The organism is Bradyrhizobium lablabi (genome assembly GCF_001440475.1).
Classification (GTDB): Bacteria; Pseudomonadota; Alphaproteobacteria; order Rhizobiales; family Xanthobacteraceae; genus Bradyrhizobium; species Bradyrhizobium lablabi.
Genome location: NZ_LLYB01000065.1, coordinates 89532 through 107736 on the forward strand (window position 1 = coordinate 89532; position 18205 = coordinate 107736).

Here is an 18205-nt window from a genome sequence, read left to right on the forward strand (position 1 = left end):
TTACGGCTATGCAGGGCGCAAGATTACGGTCGAGTTACGGCTGAAACCGGCCCGGCGTTTCGCCGAACGCTCGACGATATAGATGGCAAGGCACGGGAAGTCATGAGCAACAAGATGTGGGGCGGCCGGTTCACCGAGCGTCCCGATGCGATTATGGAGGAAATCAACGTCTCGATCGACGTCGACCGTCACCTCTATGCCCAGGACATCGCCGCGTCCAAGGCCCACGCCGCGATGCTGGCGGCGCAAGGCATTATCACCGCGGGTGATGCGAAAAATATCGGCAAGGGTCTAGACACGATTTTGTCAGAAATCGCCAAGGGCGGCTTCGACTTCAAGCGCGCGCTCGAAGACATCCATATGAACGTCGAGAGCCGGCTGTCCGAACTGATCGGGCCCGCCGCGGGCCGGCTGCACACCGCGCGCTCGCGCAACGACCAGGTCGCGACCGATTTCCGTCTCTACGTCCGCGACACGATCGACGAGACCGACGCGGCGCTGGCCGCCTTCCAGCACGCGCTGGCCGAGCGGGCCGTGGAACATGCCGCGACCGTGATGCCGGGCTTTACCCATCTGCAGACTGCCCAGCCCGTCACCTTCGGGCATCATCTGCTCGCCTATGTCGAGATGGCCGCGCGCGACCGCGGGCGCTTTGCCGACGCGCGCAAGCGGCTGAACGAATCGCCGTTGGGTGCTGCGGCGCTCGCCGGAACCTCGTTCCCGATCGATCGCGCTGCCACCGCCAAAGCGCTCGGCTTCGATCGCCCCATGGCCAATTCGCTCGATGCCGTCTCGGATCGCGATTTCGTGCTGGAGACGCTGTCGGCGGCATCGATCGCCGCCGTGCACATGTCGCGCTTTGCCGAGGAAATCGTGATCTGGACCTCGCCGCTGGTCGGCCTGGTGCGGCTCTCGGACAAGTTCACCACCGGCTCCTCGATCATGCCGCAGAAGCGCAATCCGGATGCCGCCGAACTGGTGCGCGCCAAGACCGGTCGGGTGATCGGCGCGCTGAACGCTCTCCTGATCGTGATGAAGGGCCTGCCGCTGGCCTATCAAAAGGACATGCAGGAGGACAAGCAGGGCGCGATGGAGGCGTTTGCCGCGCTCTCGCTCGCGATTCGGGCCATGACCGGCATGGTCCTCGACCTCGTGCCCGACGAGAACAGGATGAAGGCCGCCGCCGGCGAGGGCTACGCCACCGCCACCGATCTCGCCGACTGGCTGGTGCGGACGCTGAAGATGCCGTTCCGCGACGCCCATCATGTCACCGGGCGAATCGTCGGCCTGGCGTCCAAGCAGGGCGTGGCGCTGCACGAACTGCCGCTGAAGGCGATGCAGGAGGTGGAGCCGAAGATCACCGCCGATGCCCTGCGCGTGCTGTCGGTGGAGGCCTCGGTCAAAAGCCGGACCAGCTATGGCGGCACCGCGCCGAAGAACGTGGTTTCGCAGGCCAAAGCCTGGCTGAAACGGCTGGAAAAAGAGCGAAAATAGGTTTCAAAGAGAAATTTCGCTGCAATTTCATGGTTGTCAGTGGCCGATCGGCACTCGCCAGACCAAAGCAATCTTTGTATGGTGCGCCGCGCATTGGGGATTTCGCCGTGATCAGTAACTACCGCCCGTCTTCGTCGGGATGGGCCATCATCCTGTTGAGCGTGACCGCGCTCGCGCTCGGCGGCTGCGGCCGCAAGGGCGGGCTCGATTTGCCGCCGAACGCGGCATCGGCGCAAACCCCGGTCACCTCGGATACCGAGGCCGAGCGCGCGGCGCAGCCCGGCGTCTTCAATTCGACCTACGGAACCGACGGCGGCCCCAGCGCCCCCAAAGGCGCCAAGAAGAAATTCGTTCTCGATCCGCTGCTGGACTGAGACTGAGCGCGCCATGAATCACTTCGACTATCGCAACGGCGTGCTGCACGCCGAGGCCGTGAACCTGTCCGAATTGGCTGAAACCGTCGGCACGCCGTTCTATTGCTATTCGACCGCGACGCTGGAGCGCCACTACCGCGTCTTCACCGAGGCCTTTGCCGGCGAGAAGACGCTGGTGTGCTACGCCATGAAGGCGAACTCCAACCAGTCGGTGCTGCGCACGCTGGCGAAGCTCGGCGCCGGCGCCGACGTCGTCTCCGGCGGCGAATTGAAGCGGGCGCTGGCGGCGGGGATTCCACCGAACAAGATTCTGTTTTCCGGCGTCGGCAAGACCGAGGCCGAGCTGCGTGCGGCGCTCGCCGCCGACATTCTCTGCATCAACGTCGAGTCCGAGCCCGAACTGGAATTGCTGTCGAGGCTCGCGGTCGAAGCCGGAAAGACCGCGCGGATTTCGCTGCGGGTCAATCCCGACGTCGATGCCGGCACCCACGCCAAGATCGCCACCGGCAAGTCCGAGAACAAGTTCGGCATTCCGATTCTGCGCGCCCGCGAGGTCTATGCCCGCGCGGCGAAGCTGCCCGGGATCGAGGTGACCGGCACCGACATGCATATCGGCAGCCAGATCACCGATCTCTCCAAGATGGAAACCGCGTTCCGGATTCTGTCCGATTTCGTGCAGACGCTGCGCGCCGACGGCCACAAGATCGAGCATATCGATTTCGGCGGCGGGCTCGGCATTCCCTATCACGCCGATCGCGAAGCCCCGCCGCTGCCGTCGGCCTATGCCGCAATGGTCAAGCGGGTGACGCATAATCTCGGCTGCACGCTGATGTTCGAGCCGGGACGCATGATCGTCGGCAATGCCGGCATCCTCGTCTCGCGCGTGATCTATGTGAAGCCGGGCGAGGCCAAGAACTTCGTCATCATCGACGCCGCGATGAACGATCTGATCCGCCCGACGCTGTACGAAGCCCATCACGACATCCTGCCCGTTCGCGAAGTGGGGAAGGGCGCGCGAACGATCACGGCCGACGTGGTCGGGCCGGTCTGCGAAACCGGCGACTATCTCGCGCTCGACCGCAATTTGCCCGAGCCCAAGGCCGGCGATCTCCTGGCAATCATGACCGCCGGCGCCTACGGCGCGGTGCAGTCCGGCTTTTACAATACGCGCGCGCTGGTGCCGGAAGTCCTGGTCAAGGACGACCAGTACGCGATCGTCCGCCCGCGCATCGAGGTCGAGGACCTGATCGCGATGGACAAGCCGGCACCCTGGCTGTGATCGATACGCGGTCTGTCGTCGTGCGCTAACATTGCGCCGATTTCGAAGGAGGTTCCGAAGCGCATTCTGGCTTTGGCGATTTTGACGATGGCGACGGTGTCAGCTTTTGCATCGTTCGGCCTCATTATGCGTCCTTGATAGAACTCGGGATCGACGATCGCAGCGAACCAGGGAGAACAGACATGACAGTTTCAGCGGAACGGGCAGTCCTTGCCGGCGGCTGCTTCTGGGGTGTGCAGGATCTGCTGCGCCGCTATCCCGGCGTGATTTCAACCAGGGTAGGCTACACCGGCGGCGAAGTGCCAAACGCGACCTATCGCAACCACGGTAATCACGCTGAAGCGATTGAGATCAGCTTCGATCCGCAGACCATCAGCTATCGCAAGCTGCTGGAGTTCTTTTTCCAGATCCATGATCCCTCGACGCTGAACCGCCAGGGCAACGACCGGGGTGCGAGCTATCGGTCAGCCATCTTCTATACCAGTGAGGCGCAGAAGCGGATCGCGGAAGACACCATCGCCGATGTCGATGCTTCCGGCCTTTGGCCGGGCAAGGTTGTCACCGAGGTGGCCCCTGCCGGACCGTTCTGGGAGGCCGAGCCCGAGCATCAGGATTATCTGGAAAAATATCCTGACGGCTACACCTGTCACTTCATTCGGCCGGAATGGACGCTGCCGCACCGGGCGGAGAAAGCTGCAACGGGCGCGAGCGGAGCCTCAGTCGCATGACAAAAGCCTCCGACCTGCTGGTGGCCGCCCTTGAGAACGAGGGCGTCGAGTACATCTTCGCCATCCCCGGCGAGGAGAATCTCGACGTGCTGGAGTCGCTGCGGCGCTCGAAGATCAAGCTGGTGCTGACGCGGCACGAACAGGCGGCCGGTTTCATGGCGGCCACCTACGGGCGGCTCACCGGGCGCGCGGGCGTCTGCCTGACGACGCTGGGTCCCGGTGCGCTCAATCTGACGACGGCGGCGGCCTACGCGCATCTGGGCGCGATGCCGATGGTCATGATCACCGGACAGAAGGCGATCCGCAGCAGCCGGCAGGCACGCTTCCAGATCGTCGATATCGTCGCGACCATGCGGCCGCTGACCAAGATGGCGACGCAGATCGCCTCCGCGCAGAGTATTCCGACCCTGGTTCGCGACGCCTTCCGGGTCGCGCAGCAGGAGCGGCCGGGCCCCGTGCATCTCGAACTGCCCGAGGATATCGCGGCCGACGAAGCCGCGGCCGAGATCATTCCCCCGCATCTCGTCGAGCTTGCGGTCGCGCCTGCAGCGGCCATCGAGCGCGCCGCAGCCATGATCGTGGCTGCCCGCAGGCCGCTCGTCATGCTGGGCGCCGCGGCGAGCCGCCCACATCTGGCCGAGCCGCTGTCGGCGTTCGTGCGACGATGCGGGATTCCCTTCTTCAATACCCAGATGGGGAAGGGCGCGGTCAATGCCGGCTCCAATCTCTATATGGGCACGGCCGCGCTGTCGGAGCGGGATTGGGTTCACGAGGCCATCGACCAGGCCGATCTGATTATTTCGATCGGCCACGACACCGTCGAGAAGCCGCCTTTCCTGATGGGCCATGATGGACCGCAGGTCATCCATGTCGGCGCCACGCCCGCAACGGTGGAGCAGGTATATTTTCCGCAGGCGGAGATTGTCGGAGATGTTGGTGCGGGCCTTGCCGCGCTCGCCGATCGCCTCGAAGGCAATCTCCCCAATGGTCAGGCATTGCTGGATTTGCGGGAAGGGATCCTTGGCCACCTCGCCGAGCGGGCGACGGAGGACCGGTTTCCTCTGACGCCGCAGCGCATCGTGCACGACGTCCGCCAGGTCATCCCGCCGGACGGCATCGTTGCCCTCGACAACGGCATGTACAAGATCTGGTTCGCCCGCAACTATCGCACCAGCGTCGCCAACACGCTGCTGCTCGACAACGCGCTCGCGACCATGGGTGCGGGTCTTCCTTCAGCGATCGCAGCGTCGCTGATTCATCCGGACAGGCGCGTGCTCGCCGTCTGCGGCGACGGCGGCTTCATGATGAATTCGCAGGAGCTGGAAACGGCCGTGCGGCTCAAACTGAATCTCGTCGTGCTCGTGCTCGAGGATCGCGCCTACGGCATGATCCGATGGAAACAGGAAGTCGATGCGTTTCCGGACTTCGGCCTCGAGTTCGGCAATCCTGATTTCGTCGCCTATGCGAGGTCATACGGAGCCAACGGCTCCCGCGTCGGCAAGGCCTCGGAACTATCGACCATGCTGGAAGCGGCTTTCGAGGAAGGCGGCGTGCATCTCGTCGTAGTGCCCGTCGACTACGGTGAGAACATGCGCGTGCTCGTCAAGGAGCTGCCCTCGGTAGTTCAGGCCAAGTGAAAGCCTTGCGTCGGTCTTGTGCGCGAAAATTCATTCTCGATCAAGTCGTGCGGCCGAATTCGTTCCAGTGAATCGGATCCGATGAAACCTGGGCATGGGAAATCGCATGGGGATAGGAAACCGTAAAACTGCGCCCGCGGCGGCTCTTGCTCTCACTCTCTCCGTCGCGTCGCTCGCCGCGGCCGCCATCGGCAACCTCGGCTTCATGTCGCCAGCAATGGGTGAGCCGGCCGCACTTACGAAAAAGCAGTCGGATGCGCTCAATACATACAATAATTCGCGAAGCAATTTTGAGCAGATCCTGGCCCAGCGGCGCGCGCAGATCATTTCGAAGCAACTGCCGAACCTGCCGGGACAGGCACTCTATCTTGCGCGCAACAACATGATGAGCGCGTATAAGGACCTCACCGACGCGCTTCCGTCCAGAATAGGCGGGCCCAACAAGTACGGGATCCCTCCGGCGTATTTCAGCGTCGACAATGAGCCGCTGCTCGATGAGTACAGGAGACTGTTCGACATCATGCAGGCGCCGCCCGCCAGCGCGCAACACTCGGATACGCCATTCAAGGACGTTGTCGATCTGGGCACGGCCATTGCGCGCGCCAGAGGCCTTGATGCGGCCAATGCCGAAGCCGCGGGCCGCATCAGCCTGGGGCTGTTCTTTGCCGAGACAAACGGCAACCAGAACATCGGCAATGCGCGCTCGAACAAATACAAGGGCAGCCTGCAATCAGGCGTGTCAGAAGACCAGAGCGGGCAAAGGAAATGGGCGGCGATAAAAAAACAGATAGCCGCCTTTGATCCCGCACTGAACGCGCGCGACGACAGGGAAGAGGCGCGGGCCGGCAATCTGGATCGTCGGTACAACCACTGGACCGCCGTGCGCGATGCCCTCATGAACGCGCACGCAGATATTTTTCCGCAAGTACCGGCGATCGTGAAAACGCTGCCGGACCCGATCGATCAGATGAAGCTGTTTGAACTCATCCAGATCATTCCGAGCCCGACCAGGTCCGCACTCGGCTCGCGCAACCTGGTCGACTACCGGATTTCCGACCCGAGGATCATGGGATATCTGCGGAACAACAGCATGTTCACCTTTGGACAGGCTGACAGGGCGAAAACATCTGCAACCTTCCGCGAAATTCTGGATGCGATGTGGCTCTTCAACGAAAAATTTGAACGAGCGCTTTCCAAGTTCGACGAGATCAAGAAGCAGTCAAAGAGGTGAAGGCGGCGCGGTGGAAGGGGATGCGCGCCCGCAACCCCGCCATCAGAGCGGACCGAGCATTCCCCATCGAGGCTCACAGAATTCCTTCATCGCTGCGGCGACGCCGCTGCTGATGATGTCCCGGCGTTCAGGCGAACTCATCTTGAGTTCTTCGTCCCGGTTGATGATCGAGCCTGCCTCGAGCAGGGCGGCGGCCATCCGGGTCTTTCTCAGCACGATGAGCTCATCGTAGCGATACACGCCGGTTTCCCGGTTCAGCAGCGGACGCTGGTGCCGGCCCATGATCGGCTGGGAATATTGCCTGGCGTAATCGAGGCCCTGGGCCTTCATTTCCTTGCCGATCAGTTCGGCGAACGCGAGGCTTGTCTTGAAGTCCGGGTTCTCGCGCGAGACAAAGACGGAGTATCCGCTGAAGCGGTCGCTGAAATGGCTTTTCTTTCCCTCGAATTCCCAGTCCTCGAGAAATTTGTTGGGCACGGAATCATGGTGGATCGACAGCAGGAGGTCCGCGCGCAGATCGTTGGCGCTGGCGACGCGTTTGAAGAGGCTGCGCCTCGCCTTGCCCTCGGTCAGAAGCAATCTGGTCTCGGTAAAGCCTTCGGCCTTCAGCTTCTGCTCGATCTGCTTCGCAAGGCGCAGATTGAAGGCAAACTCGGAGACATTGCGGGCGCTGATCGCGCCTTCCGATTCGGCGGTATGTCCCACATCCAGAACGATCCGGAACTTCGAGGGTTCGCAACGCGTCGCGACTGGTTTCAAGGCAGCAGCGGGCAACTGGACCGGACCCAGCGCGGCAAGCTTGACGGTGTGGCGCTTTGACGAGGCTGCACGCTTCGCCAAAGCGGCTGACTTGGCGGCGGATTTGGGCGAAGCGACGTGTTTCGGCGGCTTGGCCTGTCTTGACGACTTGCCTTGCTTTGGGGAGCCTTTGAGGAGATCCGACAGCCAGCCGGCATTGCCGGCGTCGATCGGCAGCAGGACCACGGCAACCATCGCCGCGATGACCGTGCGGCGGCCGGGCCAAAATCCCCAAGCGATACTGCCGAGAACAAAAATGGACTCGCGGCGCTTCATGCTCGTCCCCCTGAAAATATCATAGCATCAGAAGCCAATGCCGGAAGAGGGGCGGTGATGTCTCTTCCGGGTCAGTGCGGAACACGACGCCCTCGCTGCCGGATGTCTGTTTTTGTCTCCTCTTCCCAGGCGCGCGTCCGTTTCATTCCCAACAACCGACGCAAATGCTCCCTATCCTCGTGTCAGGTTTGTGGCAAAACCAGCCGTGAGCCGCCTTTCTTCCTGCTCGGCAAAGATTTCCCCCGGGCCGCACCGATGGTTCCCTGCGACGATTGGCGGCGTGAGTGGTGCCGGCAGTGGTTGGTAGGTTCGAGAATCACGATCTGATACTTTATTCGACTCAAGCGCGGACAGGCATTTCAACCGGGGTATGGCATGGCAAGTCGATTGGCGACGGCGCAATCCACCGTGGCGATCTGGCGTTGGGAGACTCCCACCATCGTGACGCTCGCGGCGATGGCGCTGCTTGCGACGCTGCCCGCCCCCGCCGTGGCGCAACGGGCGCGCCCCGCGTCACCTGTCGAGGCGACGGCGCCGCGCGATGCAGGCGAGCCGATCATGGCAATCGTGTCGATCAAGACCCAGCACGTCACTTTCTACGACGCCGACGGCTGGATCATGCGCGCGCCGGTTTCGACCGGCACCACGGGACGCGAGACGCCAGCCGGCGTCTTCGCCATCGTCGAGAAGGACAAGGACCATCGCTCGACCATGTATGACGATGCCGAGATGCCGAACATGCAGCGCATCACCTGGAACGGCATCGCGCTGCACGGCGGGCCGTTGCCCGGGTATGCGGCCTCACATGGCTGCATTCGCATGCCCTTTGGCTTTGCGGAGAAGCTGTTCGACAGGACGCGGATCGGCATGCGTGTGATCATCTCTCCGAACGACGCGGCGCCGATCGAGATTTCCCACCCGGCGCTGTTCATGCCGAAGGCGGAGGCCATAGCGGCTGCTCCGTCGCGTGCCGAGACGCTGGCCCGCGAGGCCGCGGAGGCCGTTAGGACGGCCGAGGAGGCGAAGAAGGCCGCTGCGACCGCGGCGCGCGAGACAGCTTCGTTCGCGGCATCGCTGCGCAAGCTGGAAGGACTCAAGAGGAGCGCCGACGCCGAGCTTGCGCTTGCCGACAAGGCGGTCGCCGCCGCAAAAACGGACCAGGCTAGGGCGCAGGCCGAAGACCGGAAGCAGAAGGCGGCCCCAAAGGCCGCCCAGGCTGCGACTGAGCTTGACACCGCCAAGGCTGACGCGAAGTCGAAGCTCGACGCCGCGGCGGCCGCGAAGGACGCCGCCAAGGCGGCCGAAAAGCGGAAGGCTGACCTGGCCAAGCCCGCGAGCGAGGCGAAGCTCGCGCTCGAACCCGTATCGATCTACATCAGCCGCGCGACGCAGAAGCTGTATGTGCGGCGCAACACGCACAAGCCGGCGCCGGACGGGGGCGGCGAGGTGTTCGATACGTCCATCGAGGTTCCGGTCGCGATCCGCGACCCCGGCAGGAAGATCGGCACGCATGTGTTCACGGCGATGGCGCGCAACGATGCGGGCCTGCGCTGGAGCGCGGTCACGATCGACAGCGGGGACGACGCCAGGAGCGCGCTCGACCGCATCACCATCCCGCAGGATGTGCTCGATCGCATCGCGCCGACCGCATTGCCGCGGTCCTCGATCGTCGTCTCGGACGAGCCGCTGAGCCGCGAGACCAACTATCGCACCGAGTTCGTCGCAGTGCTGAGCAACCAGCCCCAGGGCGGCTTCATTACGCGCCAGCCCACGCCCGCCGTCGACATTGCGGACAGCAGCACCTGGGGCGGCGAAAGCTCCGGCTTCTTGTTTCAGCCCTGGAATTCCCAGCCCCAAACCGGCTATGCGCGTCAGCGCGGCGGTCAGCCCTATTATCCGGCGCAACGCGGCTATCCGGTGGACCAGGGCAATCCGATGCAGCCGGGCTATCCGATGCAACGATGGTGAGAAGCGGTACGCAGGGGCGCAGGCCGCATGGCAGCTCGGGGCCATGCGACGGTCAGGGGCGACCCGCAACGCATACGAGTTTCTCACAAGGCCGTTCGCAAGGTGGAGGTCTCAATGCGTGACCGTTCTTCACGCAGCAGGCCGAGCCTGCGGAGTGACGGCCTCCGCCTCTTCGACCTTCCGTACCCCCTCCAGCCACAGCTGGTCCGCATTGAGATCTGCGCGCAGACCGGAAAAACTGCTGAACAGACCACCGGTGCGATAGACGGCAAAAGCGTTGCCGAGCCGCCGCTCCAGTTCGTGCAGCTTCTCGCGGACGCCCAGGCCAAGTTCTTCCCGATCCTTCAAGCGCCTGGCGAGTCCCATCCCGTATTCGAACGCCTCGCTCGTGCGCGGGATGCCACGATCGGTCGTGAGCAGCAGAATGTTCGCCGCCTCCTGGAATGCGATTGATCTATCGTCCTTGCTCTCTTGCTTCTCGCGCAGCCGCCGCTCTGCATAAAGGATCGGCGCATCGGGTAACTCAATAAACCAGTTGGCAAGATTCCTCAGCCATGCGAGCGACAAGCGGTCGAGCCGGTTGGCGCGCAACAGGACCAGAGCTGCAACAGTCGCGCCGAGCGGTGAGTCGATCTTGTTCTCGATCACGTTCCGAAGCTCGCGTGCCTCGGATTCCTTCACCGCCGCCGCGACGTGTGTGGTCGTGTAAGTGCGCCAGAGACGCGCGACCAGTCCGAGGGGGCCGCTCTGCACGTCAAGATCTGCGTCAAGCCGGACGATCTCACGTTTGTTCTCGTCGTTCGGCTCCGAGCGATCGTAGGACACCTCGTACACGGGGCTGGGCTCGTCCATGCTTTTCGGGCCGAGATCACGGGGCAGCATGCAGGCATGGACACCGCCAAGCTCGTCCGTCATTTGGAGCCAATGACCGACCGGGTCCTTCTCGGTAATTTGCATACGCACGCGATAGCGGCCACGGCCTTCATCGCGCGAAACCTCCGCGATGCGGATGACAGAAGGGCCGCGCCATTTCTTTTGTCCGATCAACCACACTTTTGTGCGCTTCTGCCACAATTCTGTGACAGCTTCGCTTCCGAACATGCGGTGACCTTCATTCCAGTCCTTCAACCAACGTGGACTGAACCGGCGTGTTGACGACATTTCCCGGATTGGAGTCTCAGCGGCGAGCATGGTCGAAACCTCCGGCGGCCCCGAGGGGCCGCCACCAGGCGGGAGGTCATAAGACCATTTCGCCTCATTCGGTGGGGTCGGAAAGGGCGAGCCAAGCCGCCCTCCTCCGGGCATCTTTGGAACTCCAAGACCGTCAATGTCCTCATGACCATCGAACGTTGGCCAGCCACCGCCCGTCGCCACAACTGGTCGGTCGACATAGGTAACGTTCATGGAGGTGTCGGATTGCCCACCTAGTTTGACGTATTGCCGCTCCTTCGATTGCGCATTCTTCAGCAATTCGAGAACGCGCGCCCGGACGAACTGCTCGAGCGGGCTTAGCTCGACACGATACGGCGGCTTGCTGCCTTTGAGCGCGATGTTCGGTTGCCCTGCGAGTCCGTCGAGTAGCGCCTGTCCGTAGATCGATATGCCTTTTGCGGGATCGCGAAACTCCCATGAGCGCTGGCCCGGCCCGGTCGAATAGAGCACCGGTGTCATCAGGTCCGGCGGGAGGATGGCGGCTTCTTCTTCTACGAGTATCTTTGCGCCAACCATGTTCTTGCCGCGGAGCTCCTTGTGATCGTTGCGGCAGGCGTCGACGAAGAAGAGCTGCTCGGTAACCTTCAGCGAACCGAGGCCGTAGAGCAGATTGGACGTGGAGATCGCGTCGTTGATATTTGGCTCAGGTGGCGCGAGATAATCGGAAGGTAGGAGGAGCTGGCATCCCTGCGTGCTTTCAAGCCCGTGGCCGGAGAAGAAGAACAGGCCTCGTGACTGCGCCGCCGCAGCGGCCGGAAGGCCGCGCATCGTCGCGGACCACCAGCGGATGGCGGCGCTGCAAGCGGCGAGTGTCGGATCGCCCCAACTGATCCGTTGTCCATTTCCGAGGGAAAGGTGGCCGACCTCCGCAGGCGTCGGCGACAGCAAGAGCCAGCAGCGCGCGAGCGGAGCCTCGTGACGGTACTGAGCGGAGAGCCAGCGGAAGATTCTGAATGCCGTCAAGGCGGAAACGTGAAGCTGGTCGAGACTCCGCGCCTCCTTGATCCAGGGTTTGCCCTGCGGATCGGTCGGAAGATCGCCGTTTTCGAGATGGCGATAGCGACTGACCCCGATAATGACGGCGAAGGTACCGGGCAATCCGGGTTTCCAGTCCGGATCAGCCCAGAGGCCCGGACCTTCGGCAGCATCGTCTTGCGGCACGAGTTTCATGCGGTCTTGAACTCCGTCTGTTTTGCGGCGCGGATTTTTTTGCCGAGTTCACGGAAGAAGCTCGCGCGTTCGAGATATCCGCCGTGTGCCGAAATCAAAGACTTGCCGCTGCTATAGGCTTCATCGTCCGCGCCAGCGCAGATGTCCTTCGCCGTGAAGCTCAGCACATCGTTATGGTCCCAGACGTTCCACCACACGCCCAGATTGGCGTGCGGGAACGGCACCGGAAACCCGGTGCGATGCTTTAGGTCGCTCGCCAGGAACAGCTTTGCCTCCTCGAAGAAGCCCACCTGGCTCGCGCTCGCACACCAGAAGTCGACACGGATATCTTTGGTAGCCGCATCGCTGGCAAGCACCGACGACACCGAGTCCCAGACAAGTTGCCCGCCCATGCTGTGGGTCAGCACGACGAGCGGCTCGTTTTCGTCCTCAAGCTTGCGCGCGTGCGCAAGCTTGAGCTTGTCGACAAGCCCTTTTTGGATCTCTCCCGGGTGCGACTTCGGATCGTCACGACCGTGCAGATAAACGAAGACATCGCCGATGAAGTTGCTCACCAGCACATTGAGCGTCGGACGAAGCTCGGCAAGCACCACGGAGACCGCGTAGCCGAGCCGATCCTCGCCGCGGTCGAGTGCTTCGTCGAGGCGTTCCTTCAGCCCGTTCCACCAGTCATCCAAACCCTTTCCGGCCAGCGGGTCTGCCTGGCTTGTCTTGTCGCGCACAAGTTGGATCAGAATCTCTACCTGCAACTCCGGTGTCTGGCCGGCCAGCGCCACCTGCGTCGCAGGATCGCGCGCAACGTCGTCGGCTGCCTGCATCAGGCGGGCCCGCGCAGCGCCATGTGCGCGAGCTTCCTCATCTCCGACAGGCTCAACGTCCTCAGGGGCCGGCGCGATGAGGCCGGCCAGCAAGTCGGACAGTTGCTCCGAAGTGAGGGCGGTCAGCGGCGGCATGTCACGGGCCGCAACGGGCTTGCTGCCCCCGGGCGCAGATAACAGGCCTTCGTCGTCCCGTGCCGCTGCAGCCGGCGGAGGATATTTCTCCAGCACCTTGCGGTTTTCGTCGACCACTAGACTGCGCGTCAGAATGTCTTCGGGCGTTTGACCAAAGCCCTTTCCGAGCAGTTGCGTGCGTGGGCGTGATGCACCGTCCCAATGAAGTTTTACGCCGCGATCTCCCCAATAGTAGTCGTCAATGAAAACGCGGTCCGGATCTTTGGAAATCTCAGGCGCCACATGGCGGCGCAACAATGGCTCGATCGCGAAGAAGCCTTCTCGTGAGCGCGTATTCACGCCGTGAACGTAGAGGATTGGCATGTCCTTGCCCTCCGTTGCACGCCAGCCATTATTTCTTCGGCAATTGCTAGTTGCAACGGGGAAATCGGCAAGAGCAGCGGAAATCGACAGCGCCCTGTTTTAGTTCGTCCCGCTGCTATCGCCTGTGAGGTACGAAAACTGCCAGCAAGCGAATACCGGCGAGGAAACGTTTTGAGCGGATGTAAACCAATTCACACACCGCAGAGCGCCACCGCAGTATCCTTGGATCCGATATCGCGTCGGCTTCGCAGCCGCTTTGAAAGCGGCGCGCTGCTCTCAACCTGGTCGTTCGAAAACGCGGGTTGCGGTGACTGGACGCACATTTTGAATGGCAGGCTCGCCCTGCTGTGAACCAGCGGGCGGATCATACTGAAGCAATTGTCGGATTGCATTGGCGCGCGCAACAACATGCGCAAGCAGGTCGCTATGGACCGGATTACCGGCAAGGAAAGCGGCTACCACGCCATCCCGCATCGTTCGATGCGGAGACGAAGTGGCGGTGCTTTCATTGCGATGCTCTGCAGCGCATGCATCGTCCTCTTCGCGAGCGAAGCCAGTGCGCAATGTTCGGCGCGAGCCGTCCTGCAGAACCGCCTGACGCTCAAGATAGCTCCCTCCGATGCGCCGCCGGCTCCAGTCACATCCGCCTTCGCGGCTCCGGTGTGGAGGACAATTACGGTGGGAACGTTTGCAAATTCTTTCGCCCTGCTTAGCGCGTTGGACGCAGCAGGCTGTGGCATCGGAAGCGTGGCGGAGGAAATTCTCGCGCGACCTGCCTTTAACGTCGGCACGACGAAAACAAGCGTGGAGCTATTTGCGGTATCGGCCGCGGAGCTGGGATTTCAGACCGATACTGCGCGGCTGGCGGATGTTTATGCACGCGCTCGACAATTGGGTTTCGGACTTGCGGCAGCGGAGGTCGCTCCGCAACTGAGGCTGCAATATTTCGACCAGCCGATGGGTGAATTTCTCATCGCAATGGAGCCGATCAGAACGTGGAAGGGCGATCCTGTCATTTTGGCCGTGGCCAATGGCGGAGCGGGATTGGTCCTGATCGGCCAGGATGGCAGCGCTGACGCGGAAATACCCGTCGCATCCCGCTTCCTGTTCGTGCGGTCCAACGAGGCCGCTTTGGCGAAGGCGGTCCGCGGCGGTGACGAGGCCGCAACGCTCGGCCGTCGCTGAGTTTCCGAAACTGAACGAGGAGCAGCGATCATGGAAGCAATTCCGCGTAAGCCACTCCGAGCGGCTTGTCATTGCGGTGTGGCGATCCTTCTGGCGTGTTTGCTCGGCATGGCCGATGCTCGGCCGATGCTGGCGCTATCGGAGCAATTTCCCGGTCCCTGGCTGGAAGTTACGCAAGAGGTCAGGGACTTCCTCACGGTGAACAAAATCTCTGCCTGCAGTCAGGCCGCGGGGCGTGAATCGTCGCGCAATCCCGGCGAATATCTCTTGTACTGCACATCGGACGAGAAGCGTTGGACAAGCTGGCGCGTACAACCCGCGGCGCGCAGTGTTCGAGGCCCGGGCGGGCTCTTGCGGGGCGTCGGACTGCCGGAGGGATATTAGGGCCGGTCAAGCGGACCAGCCGCGCGAGGACGGCTCACCAGGTGGGAAAGCCAAAAGGCGTACGCCAGAAACTGCGTGGGTAAGCGTAACGGACTTCGCTTCCCGGACTGCGCCGCCGCCTCTTGATGCCGCCTTGCGGCTCGCCGCTCAACAGCACCACGAACTCGGTTCCCTTGCCGATTTCCGAACTCGGCGCTTCGTCCGTGACGATCAGGGAAGATCGCGGCGTGATGTTGCCGATGCGATCCAACACATCCTGCGGAATGGCGATGCGGTCGAGCGCGGCCCTTGCGCGGTCCGAATTTGCCGGCACCGGCACCGGCTCAACGTCGCGGCCACCACTCCCATGCGCCCGGCTGTGTGGCTCTGCCGTGGCGCTGTGCGGACGCCCGCCGTCCAATGACACCACGTTCCATCGCAACCTGGCATCGTCGGTCGCGCGCTCGGCGGCGGTGAAGACATGCGTGCCGATCGGGCGATCCGGGTCTGCGATCGTGACCGGACTTTCAAGGATGGGCTTGAATGCCTGACGGATATAAAGCCGCTGGGTCTTGCGGCTGATCAGCACCGATACCGGCTGGAGTTCGCGTGCGACCTCGCGCGCCGCCTCGGCGGCCGCGACGCGCACCGTCTCCGCCGCGGCGACGGCTTCCCGCGCGGCCGTGACGGCATCTAGCCGCAGTTGCAGATTCACGTTGGCGACGTCCCATTGCAGTTGCAGCTCCGCGATTTTGGCAACCGCCTGCGCCTTGGCGTCCTCGGCCTGCTCCTTTGCCTCCGCCGAGATACTGGAGCCAAGTCTGGTCTCGGCAGCCGCCAATTGCGCCTCGGCGATGCGTTTCAGATTTTCAGCCGTGCGGACCGGCGCCCTGGCCTGCGTGGCCTCCCGCAAGGCCGTCCCGGCGGCTGTTCGCGCCTCGGCCACTTTCCTCGCGGCCTCTTGCGCCTCTGCAGTGCGGGCGGCGGCGAGGGCCGCGGCATCCGGCTTGGGTTGGAGCAGAAGCGGATGGGCGAGTTCGATCGGCGCCACATCGGTTGGCGCCACGATCACCCGCATGCCCATCATCGTCTCGCCGAACAGGCGTTCGGCGAAGTCGAAGGGCAGCCGGATACAGCCATGGGACGCCGGACGCCCCGGCAGGACGCCGCCATGGAGGGCGATGCCCGACCAGGTGATGCGTTGCATGTGCGGCATGAAGGCATCATCGTACAGGTTCGAGTAATGCTCCTCGACCTTCTGAATGACGCTGAAAATGCCTGCAGGCGTCTCGCGTCCCTTGGTGCCGCTCGATACCGGCGCCCGCAGGATCCATCCCCTGGAATCGTAGACGGTGATCCGCTGGGTGCGGAGCGAAACGATCGCCATGATCGGCTCGCCGGCGCTGCGAGACTGAACGGACTCGATCGGGCGTTCGCTCTGTCTGCTTTTGGCGGGCGCATCGTCTCGCGCCGCCATCAGCATGGCCAGAGCCGCAACGGCAAGACATGCAGGCCGCAGCCGCCTCCGTTTGCACTCCGGGCTTACGCAACGAGACCTCATGCCGCCCCAACTGATCAATCGGGTCAACGCCAGTCTGTACTGAAGTACATTCGGAACGTAACGCCAATCGACCGGCCTTGCCAACCTGGAACTGCGCAAATGCGCATGGACCGGCCGTCCTCGTTACTTCGCCGCGTGGCCACCCCTTCCGCCGCCGACCACGACGCCCGCGGCCTTTTCGATCGGCTTGATCGCGGCGGTAAAGTCCGACTCCGCGCCCTCGTCGCGGATGATGACCTCCCAGAGCCGCCCGACCGCTTCGGCGACTTCCATCGACAGCCCCAGCGATTTCATCTCCTCCAGCGCAAGCCGCACGTCCTTGACCATCAGCCCCGTGGCGAAGCCGAAATCGAAGCTGCGCGGCAAGACCGAGCGCGGAAACTTGTCGCGGCTCGCGGTGTTGAGCCCGGAACCCGCGTTGATGACGTCGATCATCACGGCCGGATCGAGCCCCGCCTTGACGCCCATCACCACGGCTTCCGACGTCGCCACCATGGCGGTCGCCGAGAGGAAATTGTTGGCGAGCTTCATGGTCTGTGCCGAGCCCGGCTTCTCGCCGATGAAGAACACCTTGCCGATCACGTCCAGCGCCGGCTTCACCGTCTCGCAATCGGCGCGCGGGCCGGAGACCATCACGGCGAGCGTTCCCTTCTCGGCGCCGCCGACGCCGCCGCTCACGGGGCTGTCGATCTGCACGATATTTCGCTTGGCCAACAATCCCTGAATTTTCGTCGCCATCTGCGAGCCGACAGTGGAGAGGTCGACGAATCGCTTCACGCGCTTGCCCTCGACCACGCCGCCCGCGCCGGTCGCGACATCGAGTGACGCCTGCAGCGAGGGCAGGCTCGCCAGCACGGTCTCGCAGCGGTCGGCGATATCCTTGGGCGATGATGCCGCCTGCGCGCCGAGCGCGACGAGCTTGTCCGTGGCCTCCTTCCGCGTATCGAACACCGTGAGTTGATGCCCGGCCTCGATCAGGCGGCGCGCCATCGGGAAGCCCATCTTCCCGAGGCCGATGAATCCGATTTCCATGGTGTCTCCCCGAATTCGCAATGACGGGATAAATTTCCGAGTTTTGCTCAGCCCTTGTCCAATTCCGCGAACACTTCGCGCGCGATGCGAAAGCTGTCGACGCCGGCCGGAATACCGGCATAGATCGAGACCTGCATGAATATCTCGCGGATTTCGTCGCGGCTGACGCCGTTGGTCAGCGCGCCCTTGATATGCGCCTTCAATTCGTGCGGCCGATTCAGGATCGAGATCATCGCGAGGTTGAGCATGCTGCGGGTCTTGCGCGGCAGTTCGTCGCGTCCCCACACCGCGCCCCAGCAATATTCGGTGACGAGTTCCTGAAACGGCTTGTTGAAGCCATCGGCGTTCTTCAGGGCGTTGTTGACATAGGCCTCGCCGAGCACGGCTTTGCGAATTTCCAGGCCCTTGTCGTGAGTCTTCTGGTCCATGTCGTTTCCTCGTATTTTTACGGTTCGGCGCGCACGTTAGGGGGCGGGGCGCCCGCAGTCACGCCTTCGTGTTATGCGTATTTCCGGGTGTGGGTTACTCCCGGAACAAGGTGCCTCATTGCCGCCGTTGTGCTAGGCTGACGTGTCGGTAAC

At 63.0% G+C, this 18205-nt stretch carries 14 protein-coding genes; 8 read left to right on the plus strand and 6 right to left on the minus strand.

Features of this window, described 5'->3' with window-relative positions; translation table 11 throughout:
• Nucleotides 1–102 precede the first annotated feature (102 nt).
• The 6 genes from argH (at nt 103) to CQ14_RS15425 (ending at nt 6743) form a co-directional block, all read left to right on the plus strand.
• Nucleotides 103–1494 carry an argininosuccinate lyase gene (argH, locus tag CQ14_RS15400; RefSeq protein WP_057858709.1) on the plus strand — a complete coding sequence of 464 codons (1392 nt, stop codon included), beginning with the start codon at nt 103–105 and terminating at the stop codon, nt 1492–1494.
• A 107-nt stretch (nt 1495–1601) separates the two neighbouring features.
• Nucleotides 1602–1868 carry an LPS translocon maturation chaperone LptM gene (gene lptM, locus CQ14_RS15405; protein ID WP_057858803.1) on the plus strand — a complete coding sequence of 89 codons (267 nt, stop codon included), beginning with the start codon at nt 1602–1604 and terminating at the stop codon, nt 1866–1868.
• A 13-nt stretch (nt 1869–1881) separates the two neighbouring features.
• On the plus strand, nt 1882–3147 hold the full coding sequence (lysA, locus tag CQ14_RS15410; protein ID WP_057858710.1) for a diaminopimelate decarboxylase: 1266 nt from the start codon (nt 1882–1884) through the stop codon (nt 3145–3147).
• 182 nt (nt 3148–3329) lie between these two features.
• Nucleotides 3330–3875 carry a peptide-methionine (S)-S-oxide reductase MsrA gene (msrA, locus tag CQ14_RS15415; protein ID WP_057858711.1) on the plus strand — a complete coding sequence of 182 codons (546 nt, stop codon included), beginning with the start codon at nt 3330–3332 and terminating at the stop codon, nt 3873–3875.
• On the plus strand, nt 3872–5512 hold the full coding sequence (locus CQ14_RS15420) for an acetolactate synthase large subunit (protein WP_057858712.1): 1641 nt from the start codon (nt 3872–3874) through the stop codon (nt 5510–5512). The genes msrA and CQ14_RS15420 overlap by 4 nt, the downstream gene beginning before the upstream one ends.
• Before the next feature lie 205 nt (nt 5513–5717).
• Nucleotides 5718–6743 carry a hypothetical protein gene (locus CQ14_RS15425; RefSeq protein ID WP_199805539.1) on the plus strand — a complete coding sequence of 342 codons (1026 nt, stop codon included), beginning with the start codon at nt 5718–5720 and terminating at the stop codon, nt 6741–6743.
• Nucleotides 6744–6785: 42 nt separating this feature from the next.
• Here the strand turns inward: CQ14_RS15425 and CQ14_RS15430 are convergent, their stop codons facing one another.
• Nucleotides 6786–7817 (minus strand): N-acetylmuramoyl-L-alanine amidase family protein, encoded by a 1032-nt coding sequence (locus CQ14_RS15430; protein WP_347337137.1) that lies wholly within the window; start codon nt 7815–7817, stop codon nt 6786–6788.
• Between the two features lie 375 nt (nt 7818–8192).
• Between CQ14_RS15430 and CQ14_RS15435 the strand changes: the two genes are divergently transcribed.
• A complete protein-coding gene (locus CQ14_RS15435; protein ID WP_057858714.1) occupies nt 8193–9785 on the plus strand; it encodes a L,D-transpeptidase in 1593 nt (530 codons plus the stop codon).
• 129 nt (nt 9786–9914) lie between these two features.
• On the opposite strand, the gene CQ14_RS15440 is transcribed toward CQ14_RS15435, so the two are convergent.
• Both CQ14_RS15440 and CQ14_RS15445 read right to left on the minus strand, forming a co-directional pair.
• Complete coding sequence (locus CQ14_RS15440; protein ID WP_057858715.1) at nt 9915–12167, minus strand: caspase family protein; 2253 nt, start codon at nt 12165–12167, stop codon at nt 9915–9917.
• The gene (locus CQ14_RS15445) at nt 12164–13483 is read right to left on the minus strand and encodes a hypothetical protein (protein ID WP_057858716.1); all 1320 of its coding nucleotides are present in this window, start codon (nt 13481–13483) and stop codon (nt 12164–12166) included. The genes CQ14_RS15440 and CQ14_RS15445 overlap by 4 nt, the downstream gene beginning before the upstream one ends.
• A gap of 804 nt (nt 13484–14287) precedes the next feature.
• Here CQ14_RS15445 and CQ14_RS47835 point away from each other — a divergent pair.
• Nucleotides 14288–14668 carry a hypothetical protein gene (locus CQ14_RS47835; RefSeq protein ID WP_347337138.1) on the plus strand — a complete coding sequence of 127 codons (381 nt, stop codon included), beginning with the start codon at nt 14288–14290 and terminating at the stop codon, nt 14666–14668.
• 418 nt (nt 14669–15086) lie between these two features.
• On the opposite strand, the gene CQ14_RS15455 is transcribed toward CQ14_RS47835, so the two are convergent.
• The 3 genes from CQ14_RS15455 to CQ14_RS15465 all read right to left on the minus strand — a co-directional run bounded on the left by CQ14_RS15455 (nt 15087) and on the right by CQ14_RS15465 (nt 18052).
• A complete protein-coding gene (locus CQ14_RS15455; protein WP_082649886.1) occupies nt 15087–16592 on the minus strand; it encodes a L,D-transpeptidase family protein in 1506 nt (501 codons plus the stop codon).
• Nucleotides 16593–16715: 123 nt separating this feature from the next.
• Nucleotides 16716–17624 (minus strand): NAD(P)-dependent oxidoreductase, encoded by a 909-nt coding sequence (locus CQ14_RS15460; protein WP_057858718.1) that lies wholly within the window; start codon nt 17622–17624, stop codon nt 16716–16718.
• A 47-nt stretch (nt 17625–17671) separates the two neighbouring features.
• Nucleotides 17672–18052: a carboxymuconolactone decarboxylase family protein gene (locus CQ14_RS15465; RefSeq protein ID WP_057858719.1), complete on the minus strand. Its 381-nt coding sequence runs from the start codon at nt 18050–18052 to the stop codon at nt 17672–17674.
• Between the last annotated feature and the right edge of the window lie 153 nt (nt 18053–18205).